This is a genomic window from Marivivens sp. ABH4_498 (genome assembly GCF_056160585.1).
In genome coordinates this window covers 73,806-87,342 of record NZ_JBSWXL010000005.1, presented here as the reverse complement: position 1 = coordinate 87,342, position 13,537 = coordinate 73,806, and the positions used below count along the sequence as shown (strand labels likewise).

At 56.5% G+C, this 13,537-nt stretch carries 14 protein-coding genes; 11 read left to right on the top strand and 3 right to left on the bottom strand.

The window, feature by feature from the left end; genetic code table 11:
- Nucleotides 1–2: 2 nt before the first annotated feature.
- Nucleotides 3–1,187 carry a M24 family metallopeptidase gene (locus tag ACXAGA_RS12135; RefSeq protein WP_475117739.1) on the bottom strand — a complete coding sequence of 395 codons (1,185 nt, stop codon included), beginning with the start codon at nt 1,185–1,187 and terminating at the stop codon, nt 3–5.
- Nucleotides 1,188–1,319: 132 nt separating this feature from the next.
- Here ACXAGA_RS12135 and ACXAGA_RS12130 point away from each other — a divergent pair, with 132 nt between their 5' ends.
- Nucleotides 1,320–1,802 carry an Lrp/AsnC family transcriptional regulator gene (locus tag ACXAGA_RS12130; protein WP_475117738.1) on the top strand — a complete coding sequence of 161 codons (483 nt, stop codon included), beginning with the start codon at nt 1,320–1,322 and terminating at the stop codon, nt 1,800–1,802.
- Between the two features lie 98 nt (nt 1,803–1,900).
- Nucleotides 1,901–3,271: an aminotransferase gene (locus ACXAGA_RS12125; protein WP_475117737.1), complete on the top strand. Its 1,371-nt coding sequence runs from the start codon at nt 1,901–1,903 to the stop codon at nt 3,269–3,271.
- Between the two features lie 3 nt (nt 3,272–3,274).
- Here ACXAGA_RS12125 and ACXAGA_RS12120 read toward each other — a convergent pair whose 3' ends face one another.
- Nucleotides 3,275–3,775 (bottom strand): MarR family winged helix-turn-helix transcriptional regulator, encoded by a 501-nt coding sequence (locus ACXAGA_RS12120; protein ID WP_475117736.1) that lies wholly within the window; start codon nt 3,773–3,775, stop codon nt 3,275–3,277.
- A 227-nt stretch (nt 3,776–4,002) separates the two neighbouring features.
- Between ACXAGA_RS12120 and ectA the strand changes: the two genes are divergently transcribed.
- From ectA to ACXAGA_RS12100, 4 genes are read left to right on the top strand one after another with little or no spacing between them, the layout of a single operon-like run.
- Nucleotides 4,003–4,554 carry a diaminobutyrate acetyltransferase gene (gene ectA, locus ACXAGA_RS12115; RefSeq protein ID WP_475117735.1) on the top strand — a complete coding sequence of 184 codons (552 nt, stop codon included), beginning with the start codon at nt 4,003–4,005 and terminating at the stop codon, nt 4,552–4,554.
- A 35-nt stretch (nt 4,555–4,589) separates the two neighbouring features.
- Entirely contained in the window at nt 4,590–5,882 is a 1,293-nt protein-coding gene (gene ectB, locus ACXAGA_RS12110) for a diaminobutyrate--2-oxoglutarate transaminase (protein ID WP_475117734.1), read from the top strand.
- Between the two features lie 11 nt (nt 5,883–5,893).
- Nucleotides 5,894–6,289: an ectoine synthase gene (locus tag ACXAGA_RS12105; RefSeq protein WP_475117733.1), complete on the top strand. Its 396-nt coding sequence runs from the start codon at nt 5,894–5,896 to the stop codon at nt 6,287–6,289.
- A gap of 16 nt (nt 6,290–6,305) precedes the next feature.
- On the top strand, nt 6,306–7,727 hold the full coding sequence (locus ACXAGA_RS12100) for an aspartate kinase (protein ID WP_475117732.1): 1,422 nt from the start codon (nt 6,306–6,308) through the stop codon (nt 7,725–7,727).
- A gap of 63 nt (nt 7,728–7,790) precedes the next feature.
- On the opposite strand, the gene ACXAGA_RS12095 is transcribed toward ACXAGA_RS12100, so the two are convergent.
- Nucleotides 7,791–8,672 carry a helix-turn-helix domain-containing protein gene (locus ACXAGA_RS12095; protein WP_475117731.1) on the bottom strand — a complete coding sequence of 294 codons (882 nt, stop codon included), beginning with the start codon at nt 8,670–8,672 and terminating at the stop codon, nt 7,791–7,793.
- Nucleotides 8,673–8,808: 136 nt separating this feature from the next.
- On the opposite strand from ACXAGA_RS12095, the gene ACXAGA_RS12090 reads away from it, so the two are divergent.
- The 5 genes from ACXAGA_RS12090 to ACXAGA_RS12070 all read left to right on the top strand — a co-directional run bounded on the left by ACXAGA_RS12090 (nt 8,809) and on the right by ACXAGA_RS12070 (nt 13,489).
- Entirely contained in the window at nt 8,809–9,840 is a 1,032-nt protein-coding gene (locus ACXAGA_RS12090; protein WP_475117730.1) for a TRAP transporter substrate-binding protein, read from the top strand.
- 9 nt (nt 9,841–9,849) lie between these two features.
- Nucleotides 9,850–10,359 carry a TRAP transporter small permease gene (locus ACXAGA_RS12085; RefSeq protein ID WP_475117729.1) on the top strand — a complete coding sequence of 170 codons (510 nt, stop codon included), beginning with the start codon at nt 9,850–9,852 and terminating at the stop codon, nt 10,357–10,359.
- Complete coding sequence (locus ACXAGA_RS12080) at nt 10,349–11,731, top strand: TRAP transporter large permease (RefSeq protein WP_475117728.1); 1,383 nt, start codon at nt 10,349–10,351, stop codon at nt 11,729–11,731. The genes ACXAGA_RS12085 and ACXAGA_RS12080 overlap by 11 nt, the downstream gene beginning before the upstream one ends.
- A gap of 9 nt (nt 11,732–11,740) precedes the next feature.
- Entirely contained in the window at nt 11,741–12,922 is a 1,182-nt protein-coding gene (gene pobA, locus ACXAGA_RS12075) for a 4-hydroxybenzoate 3-monooxygenase (protein WP_475117727.1), read from the top strand.
- Between the two features lie 210 nt (nt 12,923–13,132).
- The gene (locus tag ACXAGA_RS12070) at nt 13,133–13,489 is read left to right on the top strand and encodes a nuclear transport factor 2 family protein (RefSeq protein ID WP_475117726.1); all 357 of its coding nucleotides are present in this window, start codon (nt 13,133–13,135) and stop codon (nt 13,487–13,489) included.
- Nucleotides 13,490–13,537 lie beyond the last annotated feature (48 nt).

The window sequence follows — 13,537 nt, the reverse complement described above, 5'->3', positions numbered from 1 at the left end:
GGTCAGTCTTTGATAAACATCTGGCGGGGCACGTTACAGAGCGTTTCTGCGGGGCCGTCTTCGCGGATCATGATCGTTTCGGTGGTTTCCATGCCCCAGCCGTCCATCCACAGCCCCGGCATGAAATGGAATGTCATCCCCGGTTCAAGCACGGTTTCGTCGGCGGCGCGCAGGCTAACCGTGTGTTCGCCCCAGTCAGGTGGATAGGACAGGCCCACGGCATAGCCGCAACGGTTCGGCCGTTCGATGCCGACTTTCAGCAGCTCCGCGTCCAAAGCGCGGGCAATGTCGCAGGCGCGGTTGCCTGGTCGAGCGACCTCAATACCTGCGTTCAGACCTTCGGTCAGGGCCTTTGCCGCGTCCACCATATGCTGCGGCGGTTTACCGAAGAAAATCGTACGGCACAGCGGCGCGTGATAGCGGCGGTAGCAGCCCGACTGTTCGATAAAAGTCGCCTCGCCCGATTTAAGAGCCTCGCCGTTCCACGTCAGATGCGGGGCCGAGGCATCCTCGCCCGAGGGTAGAAGCGGTACAATGGCGGGGTAATCGCCCCAACTGTCATCTTCGCCCTGCACAGAGGTTTTATATAACTCGCCTACCAGATCGTGTTTGCGCATGCCCGGTTCGGCAAGCTCTACAGCGCGTTCGATCACCAATTCGGAAATCCGCGCGGCGCGGCGCATAAAATCAATCTCGTCCGACGATTTGACCAAGCGGTTCCAGTTCACCAGCGAGGACGCGTCAATCAATTCGGCATCGGGTAGCCCCTGTTCCATCACAGCAAAGGCGCGGGCGGTGAAGTAATAGGTCTCCATCTCTACCCCGATCCGCTTGTTGCCAAAGCCCATGATCCGCAGATGCGAGGCGAGGTCCTCCATCGGGTGTGAATCCGTCGACTGGATGTAGCGGTCAGCATAGGGGATGATATGGTCATCCTCCATCCAAACCGTGCGCCGTGCGCCGTTAGCATCCATCACGCGGCCCCACCAATAGGGGGCGCCTTCCATCGTTACGATCACGCCCTGATGAACGTAAAACGACCAACCATCATAGCCCGTCAGCCAGTTCTGGTTCGACGGGTTGGTGATGAATAGAACATCGATCCCGGCCTCGTGCATGGATTGCCGTGTCAGGCGTAGGCGGCGGTCGTATTCGGTCGCAGAGAAGGGGGCATTTTCGATGGGCATGGAAAACTTTCTTCGTTGGCTTGTCCTCTCAGTCAACGGATTAGGGCGGAGCGGGTCAATGGCTAAAGCCAATATATTTTGGCTTCGCGCGATGCGGGTGCAATCGGCGCGTTTTGCGCGTAAACAAGAGGCATGATCAAACTTGATGCCCGCGATTTCGATATCCTGCGCGTTCTGGCGCGCGAAGGACGCATGTCCAAGGCCCGCCTGTCAGAGGCCATCGGCCTGTCGCCGACCCCTGTGTGGGAACGGTTGAAAAAGCTGGAAAAGGCGGGCGTCGTAGAAGGTTATGGGGCGCGGATCAACCTGCGTAAACTGGGACCGTCGGTGACGGTGTTTGTTTCAGTCGAGTTGTCGGACCACAGGCAGGCCAGCTTTCGTGCCTTTGAGGCAGCGATCGCCGATCGGCCCGAAATCAGCGCTTGTTGGGCGCTAGGGGGCGGGTTTGATTACCTGCTGCAGGTCGTTGCGCGCGATATCGAGGCGTATCAGGTGCTGATCGATGCGCTGCTGGACGCGCAGATCGGGATCGAACGTTACTTTACCTATATCGTGACCAAACAAGTGAAAGGGGCGGGTTTGCCGCCTTTGGAGGTCTTTTCGGGCGAGCGGTAATTTAGTCCAATTGGACTATAGTTGCAGCCCATTCGGTCTGGTGCGGTCGCAGCATCCTTTGCAAAGGTGCGAACATACGACAATCCGAAGGACGACCAATGCTCACCAACGACCAACTCGCAAAATGGGATCAGGATAGTTTCTTTCACCCCTCGACCCATTTGGCCCAGCACGCGCGGGGCGAAACCCCGACCCGAGTGATAAAGACCGCGCAGGGCGTACATATCACGGACCGCGATGGCAAAGACCTGTTGGATGGATTTGCGGGGCTGTACTGTGTGAACGTGGGTTACGGGCGACAAGAGATTGCCGAAGCGATCGCCGATCAGGCGCGCGAGCTTGCCTATTACCACGCTTATGTCGGCCACGGCACAGAGGCATCGATCACGCTGGCAAGAATGGTGTTGGATCGCGCGCCCGACCACATGTCCAAGGTCTACTTTGGCTTGTCAGGCTCGGACGCTAATGAGACCAACATCAAGCTGATTTGGTATTATAACAATATCCTTGGTCGCCCCGAAAAGAAGAAGATCATCTCGCGCTGGCGTGGGTATCACGGTTCGGGATTGATGACGGGGTCGCTCACGGGGCTAGAGCTGTTTCACCGTAAATTCGACCTGCCGCTGAGCCAAGTCATTCACACCGAGGCACCCTATTATTTCCGTCGTCCTGACCTTGATATGTCCGAGTCGGGATTTGTCGCCCATTGCGTGGCAGAGCTAGAGGCGCTGATCGAACGAGAGGGCGCGGACACCATCGCCGCCTTTATCGGAGAGCCGGTGCTGGGGACGGGCGGGATTGTCCCGCCGCCCGCGGGCTATTGGCAGGCCATCCAAGAGGTGCTGGAAAAACACGACATCCTGCTGGTCGCAGACGAAGTGGTCACGGGATTTGGGCGTTTGGGCACCATGTTCGGATCTGAACACTATGGGATGAAACCCGATTTGATCACCATCGCCAAGGGGCTGACCTCGGCCTATGCGCCGCTGTCTGGGTCCATCGTGTCCGACAAGATGTGGAAGGTGCTGGAACAAGGCACAGATGAAAACGGCCCTATCGGCCATGGCTGGACCTATTCCGCGCATCCAGTCGGAGCGGCGGCAGGCGTGGCGAACCTTAAATTGCTAGACGAATTGGCGCTGATCCAAAACGCGGGCACGGTGGGCGGCCATCTGAATGCAGCGATGAAAGACGCCTTAGGCGATCACCCGCATGTTGGCGATATTCGGGGCGAAGGAATGCTCTGCGCGGTTGAGTTCGTAAAGGACCGCGACAGTCGCACCTTCTTTGATCCTGCCGACAAGGTTGGATACGGGATTGCAGGCGGGATGCTGGCCGAAGGCGTGATCGGGCGGGCGATGCCGCAGGGCGATATCTTAGGCCTTGCGCCGCCGTTCTGCCTAACCACGCAGGACGCCGATCGCATCGTGGACGCGACGGTGAAAGCAGTAAAGGGCGTTTTCGGCTGACCTTTAGGTCGGTTTGACGGAACGGATTTCGCCCGCCGTCAGGACGGGCGAGGCATCTATGTCGTCGGCGTCTAGCATCGCCGCGACACGTTCCAGCGACGCCAACAGCTGGGCCTGTTCCCAATCTTTCAGCTTTTCAAATGCGCGGACATACCGCTGCTGAAGCGCGTCAGGGGCATCGTCAGTTGCTGTGCGGCCGGTGTCCGAAATCACCACATTTGTCTGGCGGCGGTCAGTCTCCGAACGGATGCGTTTAGCCATGCCGCGGGCCACGATTTTGTCCACCAATGCTGTGACAGTGGCCTGCGATACGCCCATCTGTGTGGCCAGTTCCTTGGGCGTCGCTGACCCTTCCTTTGATTTTAGAATTTGCAACACACGCAGCTGCGCGGGCGTCAGCCCCGCCGATTGCGCCAGTTCACGCGAATATAACTCTGTCGCACGCAGGATCCGCCGCAGGGCAATCAGGCTGTCGTCGATTCTATCTCGATGGGGTTCATTCATAACCTCGGGACAGTCGCATGAATTGGGCGATGCTTCAATTCCCTAACTATCTGATCAAATAACTTCGTAAGGCGAACTACATATTGGATAAAAATACTTTGATTTTGCCGCGTATTTCTACGGAAGTTTCGCAATTTTCCCGTATTTTTCTTAAAATTTACTTCGACTGTTGAAATTTTTGTGTTCGTTATATAATTAGCAAGGCGAATTAAAACGGAGACATATGCATGCCTAAGGACGTGATAATCAGCGAGGCTGAAAGCCCCCGAGCGCGAATGCCCCATCTGCGCAAACCTGACGCGACGGATGGGGCCGCAATTTGGGAGCTCGTCCGCGCGTGCAAGCCGCTTGATGAAAACTCCATGTATGCCAACCTGATCCAAGCGGACCATTTTCGCGATACTTGCGTGCTGGCCGAACTGGATGGCGAAGTTGTTGGCTGGATTTCGGGTCATATGATCCCCAATCAAAACGCATTCTTCGTCTGGCAGGTTGCTGTCGGCGAAAAAGCCCGTGGCCTCGGCCTGGGTAAGGCCATGCTGCTCGAGTTGATCGCTCGGGAAGAGGTTGAGGGGGCCGAAACCCTCAGAACGACGATCACCAAAGACAATGACGCCTCTTGGGGTCTTTTCCGCAGCTTTGCCCGCGCAATCGGCGGCACGCTGACGGATGTCCCGCATTTCGAAAAAGAGGCGCATTTCGATGGCGCGCATGACACCGAACATATGGTGACAATCACGCTAAAGGCCAATGCCCCAGCGCTGCGCCGCGCCGCTTAATCCCCCCACTCACGTATTATCAAAGGAATTTCCCCATGCCCAAAGACATGGCACAGAAGACGTCTATCTATGACCGCCGCGAGAGCGGGGCACGTTCGTATTGCCGCGCATTTCCCGCCAGCTTTTCCCGCGCTCTTGGCTCTGAATTGTTTACCGAAGATGGCGAACGCTACATCGATTTTCTGGCGGGTTGTTCGTCGCTGAACTACGGCCACAACGACCCCGATATGAAAGCCGCGCTGGTCGATCACATTTCGCGCGACGGCATCACCCATGCGCTAGATTTCCATACCGATGCGAAAGAGGCGTTTTTGACCGCCTATGAGGAGCATATCCTTGCGCCGCGCGGCATGGATTACAAAGTGATGATGACAGGCCCCACAGGCACCAACGCTGTCGAGGCTGCGATCAAACTGGCGCGCAAAACCACGGGCCGCCGCAATGTGATTGCGTTCACCAACGGGTTCCACGGCATGACAATGGGTGCGTTGGCGTTGACCGGGAATGCATCGAAACGGGGCGGCGCGGGCACCGGATCGTTGGCGGATGTAACGCACATGCCGTTCGAAGGCGCCATGGGCGATGATGTCGATACGCTCAAGGTGATTGATGGCCTGTTGTCGAACCCGTCTTCGGGCATCGATGCGCCTGCCGCGTTTGTCTTTGAACCGATCCAAGGCGAAGGCGGGTTGAACGCTGCCTCTGACGCTTGGATGCGGGGTATTGAAAAGATTGCCCGCAAACACGGCGCTTTGATCATTGTTGACGATATTCAGGCGGGCTGTGGCCGTTCGGGCACCTATTTTTCGTTCGAAACATCGGGGATCAAACCCGATATGATCACGCAGGCGAAATCCCTTTCCGGCTTTGGTCTGCCCTTTGCCGCGTTGTTGATCCGTCCCGATTTGGATGTGTGGAAACCGGCCGAACATAATGGCACCTTCCGCGGCAACACCCATGCCTTTGTTACGGCGCGCGTCGCAATCGAAAAATTCTGGGCCGATGACGCCTTTGAAAAAGAACTGGACGCCAAATCAGACCTGTTGACCTCTTTGTTTGAAAAGGTAGCCGACCGTATCGATGGGGCGTCGCTTAAGGGGCGCGGCATGATGCAGGGCGTCGATGTGGGCTGCGGTGACTTGGCGGCTGAAATTTGTTCGCGTGCCTACGAACGCGGTTTGGTGATCGAAACGTCGGGCGCGCATGATGAGGTCGTGAAATTCTTGGCTCCGCTGACCACGCCGACCGACATCATTCGTGAAGGTTTCGACATTTTGCTGGCAGCCGTTAATGACACGCTGACCACGCAGAAAATCGCTGCACAATAAGGAGAGCCCAAATGATTATTCGCGATTTCAATAAACTGCAGGGCACCGATCGTTCTGTTTCCGATGCGCAGTGGACGTCGACACGTATGCTGTTGGCCGATGACGGGATGGGATTTTCGTTTCACATCACCGTGCTACAGGCCGGTTCAGAGCATCAGTTTCATTACAAACACCACTTTGAAAGTGTGTATTGTATGAAAGGCAAAGGATCGATCACTGATGTCGCCACGGGCGAGACGCATGAAATCACCCCTGGCGTGATGTATGCGCTAAACCTGAATGACAAACATATCCTACGGGCCGAAGAAGAATTGCACATGGCGTGCTGTTTCAATCCGCCCGTTACAGGCACCGAAGTGCACCGCGAAGACGGGTCCTATGCCCCCGCCGAGGAGCTTGCCGACTAATTCGGCACGAAATCCTATGACCCATACTGTTGAGAAAATCGGCGGGACATCCATGTCCCGCGTCGATGAACTGCGCGATACGCTTTTCATGGGCCAACGCGCTGATGACACCCTATATGGCCGCGTGTTCGTGGTTTCCGCTTTTGGCGGCATCACCAACTTGCTGCTGGAACACAAAAAGACCGGCACAGCAGGTGTCTATGCTTGCTTTGCTCAGGCGGACACCAGTCACGGCTGGCACGATGCTCTGGCCCGCGTCCGCGAAGCGATGACCGAGGCACATAGCAAAGTGTTGGATCACCCTGCTGATATAGGTCAGGCGGATCGTTTTGTGTCTGAACGGATCGAAGGCGCACGTAATTGCCTGATCGATCTGCAACGGTTGTGCTCTTATGGGCATTTCCGTCTGGGCGAACACATGCTGCAAATCCGCGAATTGCTGTCAGGTCTGGGCGAGGCGCACTCTGCCTATGTGACCACGCTTATGTTGCAGCGCGCGGGTGTGAACGCGCGCTTTGTGGATCTGTCGGGTTGGCGAGATAAGGGCGATGTGACGCTGGATGAACGGATCACCCGTGCAATGGCCGACGTTGACCCCGCCACTGAAATGCCGATCGTGACAGGCTATGCGCAATGTTCCGAAGGTTTGATGCGTGAATTTGATCGCGGCTATAGCGAAGTGACATTTTCCCGTCTGGCGGCGCTGACCGGCGCAAGTGAAGCCATCATTCACAAAGAATTTCATTTGTCGTCCGCTGACCCGAACCTTGTCGGGCATGGTGTCGCGCGTAAATTGGGGCACACCAATTACGATGTCGCCGACCAGATGTCGAACATGGGAATGGAGGCAATCCATCCCAAAGCGGCTAAAACCCTGCGTCAGGCCGAGGTGCCGCTGCGTGTGACCAACGCGTTCGAACCCAAGGATCCGGGCACGTTGATTGACGATAAACCAGCCCAAACCCCGCAGGTCGAAATGATCACCGGGCTTGATATCGTCGCACTAGAGCTGTTCGAACAGGATATGGTCGGGGTCAAAGGCTATGACGCCAAAATCCTTGATGTTCTGACCCGCCATAATGTTCGGATTGTGTCCAAGACATCTAACGCGAATACGATCACGCATTACCTTGATGCGTCGCTAAAGGTGATGCGCCGCGTGGAAAAAGACCTGTCCGACGCCTATCCGACCGCGCAGGTTTCCGCCCGTCCGCTTGCGATGGCGTCGGTCATTGGCCGTGATCTGTCGGGGCTTTCGGTGCTCACACACGGATTATCCGCGATTGCTCAGGCGGGGATGGCGTCGCTGGGTGCGAGCCAAGGGCCACGCAATGTGGATGTACAATTCATCCTTGAACGTGACGACCTGAAACCGTCGATAAAGGCACTGCACAGCGCGTTGATTGAACGCCGCGAGGTCACGCTCAAAGTCGCGTAAGATTGGGCAAGACCGGTTTTTGGTCTTGCACAGTTAATGGGGTAGGGGGACGCCATCAACCCGTCAGTCGGTTGTTTTGCGATATTCACTGGGGGTGGTGCCGTGCAGGGATTTGAACGTGCGACTGAAAAATCCGGCTTCGTTAAATCCTGCGCGGTGTGCAATGTCGTGAATGGGAAGGCGTGTGTACACCAATAGCCTTTTGGCCTCTAACATGCGGCGTTGCCGGATCAGGTCGTTTGGGGATTTGTTCAAAATGCGTTTGCAAATGCGCGTTAGATGAGGCGCTGACACACCGATGGCTGCGGCGTAGTCGTCGATCGTATCAGGTTGGGTAAACCGCGATTCCACCAGCTCGCAAAATTTTTGTGCCTGTTTTTCGTGGCGGGTCATATCGGTCGGGCTGGCGTTTTGTCGGATACCCGTCGTGTGGGACATTTCCTGAATCAACATCATGCAAATTGCATCCGTCAGCGCGCGCAGCAGGTGCGGGCGTTCGCTGCCGACCGATCCGAATGTGTGTTTTATTTGCCGAAGCAGCGATAGGATATTTGCCCCCAGTTCTAGCGCCGAATGGGGCATGATCCCGCCGTGGCTGCGGGCTGTTGCGATCAGGCGCGGCAGGCTGTCGGGGCTGTTATCGCCCAGCGGGATGGTTAAAACATCGCCAATGACGTCTTCGGAAAATCGAAACCCGTGGGGCGTGTCGGGCGGTATGACCAGCACCATAGGTTCCACCGATGTGTGATGGACGGTGCCGATCTGGAACGTGACATCGGGTGAATGAAACAGGAAAATCTGTGCCATTTTGCTATGACGGTGAAGTCGGATTGTCCAATCAAGCTGGCTGCTGCGTTCAAAGATGGTTTCGTGGTGCACTGGGTCAGACAGCGTGCCGGACAGCAATTCGCCGTATAATTCATACGTTGGGATGATGCGATTCATTCAAATTCCGGCCCTTGGATTTCAGGATATTCATGCAACTCTGATCGGATAGTGCAAGTTTTTGTTGGCAATGTGCATTTCTATGGGCGTTGAAAACCTTCATCCTAAAGTCATCTATAGGGAGGAGACATCAACCATGAACCGTTTCACAAAATTCGGTTTGGCCACCGCGTTCTGCGCGATTTCGGCTGCGACAGGCGCGTCAGCGCAAGAATTCCAATTTTCGATTCATCATTTCCTTAGCCCAAAGGCACCGACACAAACCGTGCTGCTGGAACCTTGGGCCAAAGCCATCGAAGAGGCATCGGACGGCCGCATTGCATTCGAAATTTTCCCTGCGATGTCGCTGGGTGGTGCTCCGCCTGAGTTGTATAGCCAAGTGCGCGACGGCGTGGCCGACATCATCTGGACTTTGCCAGGGTACACGCCGGGTGCGTTCCCGCGTCTAGAGGTTTTCGAACTGCCGAATGTGCATGGCGGTGACGCTGTTGCGACCAATCTGGCCATTCAGGATTTGATGGATGAACTGGCCGCTGATTTTGCAGACGTTCATCCGCTGCTGGTTCACGTGCACACAGGTAACGCGCTGCATCTGGCGAATGGGTCGATTGAATCGGCTGCGGATTTCGCGGGCCTAAAGGTGCGTAGCCCATCGCGGACCGGCGCATGGTTGCTAGAAGAATTGGGCGCAGAGCCCGTTGCAATGCCCGTTCCTGCGCTGCCGCAGGCGTTGTCGAAAGGCACAGTTGACGCGGGTCTGGTTCCGTTTGAAATCGCTATCCCTCTGGGTTTGGCTGAACTGACCGAAGCATCGGTCGAACTGGATGGCGGGGCCCGTTTCGGCACCTCGACTTTCTTGTTTGCGATGAACAAAAACAGCTACAATTCGCTGCCTGACGATCTGAAACAGATCATCGACGACCATTCTGGCATGGCGCTGGCCGCCGCGATGGGCGAAGCGTGGAACAACATTGAACCCATTGGCGCGCAGATGGCGTTGGACGCTGGCAATTCGGTCACCGCATTGTCCGCTGACGCGTCCGCCGAATTCAGCGCTGCGTTCGATGGCGTGTCCGCGCGCTGGTTGGCAGAGGCAAACGGCATGAGCATCGATGGGGATGCGCTGATCGCCGCTGCGCAGGCTGCTGTTCAGGCACATAGCGAGTAAACGAAAACTATGTCGATGCGAAACCTGATTTCAGGTGTCATCGCGGCATGGGCGGTGGCAGGCGGGATTGTCTTGCTTGCCATCGTCGTCGCGACGGCCATTAACGCTGCCGGTTTTCTGGCAGATATGATTGCGGGCCTGTGGGGCGCGGATGTGCGCGGTTTGTCAGGCTACGAGGACGGGGTCACAATGGCCGTGGGCGTCGCGGCGTTGGCCATGTTTCCGTATTGCCAGCTGCACGGCGGGCACGCGGCGGTGGATGTGTTCATGTCGCGCGCGCCTGACTGGGCGAACCGCGGTGTGGCGATCCTATCGGGGCTGCTGGTGACGGGGCTTGCGCTGACCATGGCGGTGATGTTGGTCTTTGGCACCATTCAGATGCGGGCAGACAACGTGGAAACCGCCGTTTTAGGCTGGTCCGTGTGGGTCTTTATGCCGTTCGCTGTTGTATCGTGCGTCTTGTGGGCCATTGCGGCGTTGTTGGAAACCTTTGGATCGGAGGCCCAGCATGGAGCGTGAGCTGATCGGCCTATTCGGTCTGTTTGGTCTGTTCGGATTGATCATGTTGCGGGTGCCTGTGGCCCTGTCGATGATCATCACAGGCATCGTGGGGACATGGGTGCTTAGCCTGACGTCGCCGTTCATCAAATTCATCCCCTACCTGATGCAGTTCAAAACGGCTTTGTGGAACAGCGTTGCGAACTACGATCTATCGGTGGTGCCGCTGTTCGTTCTGATGGGGTTTCTGGCCGCCGAAACAGGGCTAAGCCGCGATTTGTTTCAGGGGCTGTCGGTGCTGACGCGCAAAGTTCGCGGCGGTGTGGCGATGGCGACCATTCTGGCGTGCGGCGGGTTCGGCGCTGTGTCAGGGTCTTCGATTGCGACGGCGTCTACCATGTCGCGCGTCGCGCTGCCCGAATTGCGCCGCTTGAAATATGACGAAGGCCTATCAACCGGCGTTTTGGCCGCTGGTGGAACCTTGGGCATCCTGATCCCGCCGTCGGTCGCGCTGGTTATCTATGCCATCGTGGTTGAGGCATCGATCCTAGAGATGTTCCAGGCCGCAATCATCCCCGGTTTTCTAGCAGTCCTTATGTTCCTGTTGGTGATTAAAATCCGCATTTGGCGCAACCCCGCGCTGGCACCTGATTTGACGCCGATGACAGACGCGGAAATCAAACATGCCTTGCGCCGCTTGATCCCTGTGGGCGTGATTTTCGGGTCGATCATTTTGGGGCTGGGCATGGGCCTGTTCACGCCAACGCCAGCGGCCGCAATCGGCGTGTTCCTGATCCTAGTCTACGGTCTGGTGTTGCGGAATTTTTCCGACGACGGGCTGACATGGCCACGGCTAAAGGCGGCGTTGCTGGCCACGGCGCGGACGGCATCGATGATTTATTTCATCCTGTTTTCGGCGGACATCCTAAAAGGTTTCTTTGCCCGCACAGGTCTGCCTGCCGCTTTGTCAGATTGGGCCGCGGCGTCCACGATGGAGCCGTATTTCATCCTGATCGCGATGTTGGTCATCCTGATCATCTTGGGCTGTTTCATGGAAAGCCTGTCGATGATTTTGGTGATCGTCCCGTTCTTTTGGCCCGTTTTGGTGCAGCTGAATGGCGGAGATTATGTCACGGCATCGACTGCGGCATTCGGGATGTCGAACAATGATCTTCGGATCTGGTTCGGGATACTTGCCCTGATCGTGGTCGAACTGGGGCTGATCACGCCGCCCGTCGGGTTGAACGTGTTCGTGATCAAATCCTTTTCGCCGCACACATCCATCGCAACCATTTTCCGAGGGGTCGCACCGTTCTTTGCGATCGAACTGATCCGCGTGGCGTTGCTGCTGTTGATACCGGGCCTCTCGCTTTATCTCACTCGCTTACTCTGAGGGAAGAACATGACGAAAACGATCAAAACCCAGGTCTGTGTTGTAGGCTCTGGACCGGCGGGGCTGTTGCTGGCGCAATTGCTGGCAAATGCGGGCATCGACACGGTCGTTCTGGATCGGCGCGACCGTGCCTACATCGAATCCCGCATCCGCGCGGGCGTGTTGGAACAGGGCACCGTCACGGCATTGGAACAGGCCGGCGCTGCCGATCGTCTGCACCGCGAAGGCATCCCGCATGATGGGTTTGAACTGGCGTTCGACGGCCAACGTCATCGGATCGATCTGCAGGGTTTGGTCGGGAAATCCGTGATGGTCTATGGCCAGACCGAGGTGACCAAAGACCTGTTCGACAAACGGTTCGAACACGGGCAGCAGTTTTTGTTCAACGTCGATGATGTGACCTTGCACGATTTGAAAACCGACACGCCCTATGTGAGGTGTACCCACGACGGCGATCAGGTCACGATCCAATGCGATTATGTTGCGGGCTGTGACGGGTTTCACGGTGTGTCCCGCCGCGCCATTCCAGATGACGTGCTGAAAACATTCGAACGCGTGTATCCGTTCGGTTGGCTGGGCATCATGGTGGACAAACCGCCTGTGAACCACGAACTAATCTACGCAAACCATGAAAACGGGTTCGCGCTGGCGTCGATGCGGTCTGCGACGCGCAGCCGATATTACATTCAATGCGATGTCACTGACAAAGTCGAAGACTGGAGCGACGACAGGTTCTGGGCTGAATTCGCCACCCGTTTAGGCCCTGATGCGACGGCGCATTTACAAATGGGACCAAGTTTCGAAAAATCGATCGCACCGTTGCGGTCATTTGTGGCTGAACCGATGCAATATGGCCGCCTGTTTCTGGCAGGGGACGCCGCCCACATCGTGCCGCCAACAGGGGCCAAGGGGCTAAACCTTGCCGTGTCGGATATCCGTCTTTTGGCGCGGGCGTTCACGGAAAAATACGCGGGCAATGACGACTACATCACCCGTTATTCACAACAGGCATTGGCGCGCGTTTGGAAATCGGAACGGTTTTCGTGGCAGCTGTCGATGTTGATGCATCAGTTCCCCGAACATTCCGAATTTGAAAAACGCATGCAAAGGGCGGAATTCGCGTATCTTGCCAGTTCTGAAGCGGCATCGAAATCCATCGCCGAAAACTATGTTGGCCTACCGCTGGAGTAAAAATTCAATCAAATGATTTGGCTATCAGTCGGCCCGAAACGTTGGCGCGCGTCCCGCGCGGGATGTAGCAAGCCAGTTGGCGATATCGTTACTGCGCAGCCCGATGCTGTCGCCTTCCGTGCTGACTCGGTTCCCGAGCCATCGCCCCTGCGGCCGATCCGCACAAGTGCTATACTCGGATTGGCTGCTGTGAGACGCTTGAGAGCCAAAATGACAAGATGCGTCATAAAATGTGGCGGTGCCGAGATACTCACCTCATCCGATGCCATCTTTATATCGACTAAGCCAAGTTGCAATCTCGCTCATCCGTTGCATGGCACGTTCATCGGTCCGAAGGGGGCGCTGGCCGTCTTTGGACGATTTGCCGATGTTCTGGATTCCAGCGACTTTGAAGTCAGGGCCGCGTTCGGCGACGACATCCACGCTGCGCTATTCGGCACCTTGCGGCAGACGGTCCGGGCAACCAGCAAAACTGATTGGGCCTTGATCACGCGTGCTATGGAAAGGCAGCTAATCTTTTACCATTTCTATGAAGACACCGAGGCTCTCTCCAAGGCCATTACATAACATTGGCTGTTTCGGTGAACGGGCGGAAATTTGAGCTTTGCCAAAACG

Bases quoted from the DNA above. Each gene is read 5' to 3' on its own strand.
- ACXAGA_RS12085 (WP_475117729.1), top strand. From the start codon at position 9,850: ATGTCGATGCGAAACCTGATTTCAGGTGTCATCGCGGCATGGGCGGTG.
- ACXAGA_RS12095 (WP_475117731.1), bottom strand. From the start codon at position 8,672: ATGAATCGCATCATCCCAACGTATGAATTATACGGCGAATTGCTGTCC.
- ACXAGA_RS12105 (WP_475117733.1), top strand. From the start codon at position 5,894: ATGATTATTCGCGATTTCAATAAACTGCAGGGCACCGATCGTTCTGTT.
- pobA (WP_475117727.1), top strand. From the start codon at position 11,741: ATGACGAAAACGATCAAAACCCAGGTCTGTGTTGTAGGCTCTGGACCG.
- ACXAGA_RS12135 (WP_475117739.1), bottom strand. From the start codon at position 1,187: ATGCCCATCGAAAATGCCCCCTTCTCTGCGACCGAATACGACCGCCGC.
- ACXAGA_RS12125 (WP_475117737.1), top strand. From the start codon at position 1,901: ATGCTCACCAACGACCAACTCGCAAAATGGGATCAGGATAGTTTCTTT.
- ACXAGA_RS12100 (WP_475117732.1), top strand. From the start codon at position 6,306: ATGACCCATACTGTTGAGAAAATCGGCGGGACATCCATGTCCCGCGTC.
- ACXAGA_RS12120 (WP_475117736.1), bottom strand. From the start codon at position 3,775: ATGAATGAACCCCATCGAGATAGAATCGACGACAGCCTGATTGCCCTG.
- ectB (WP_475117734.1), top strand. From the start codon at position 4,590: ATGCCCAAAGACATGGCACAGAAGACGTCTATCTATGACCGCCGCGAG.
- ACXAGA_RS12070 (WP_475117726.1), top strand. From the start codon at position 13,133: ATGACAAGATGCGTCATAAAATGTGGCGGTGCCGAGATACTCACCTCA.
- ACXAGA_RS12080 (WP_475117728.1), top strand. From the start codon at position 10,349: ATGGAGCGTGAGCTGATCGGCCTATTCGGTCTGTTTGGTCTGTTCGGA.
- ACXAGA_RS12090 (WP_475117730.1), top strand. From the start codon at position 8,809: ATGAACCGTTTCACAAAATTCGGTTTGGCCACCGCGTTCTGCGCGATT.
- ectA (WP_475117735.1), top strand. From the start codon at position 4,003: ATGCCTAAGGACGTGATAATCAGCGAGGCTGAAAGCCCCCGAGCGCGA.
- ACXAGA_RS12130 (WP_475117738.1), top strand. From the start codon at position 1,320: ATGATCAAACTTGATGCCCGCGATTTCGATATCCTGCGCGTTCTGGCG.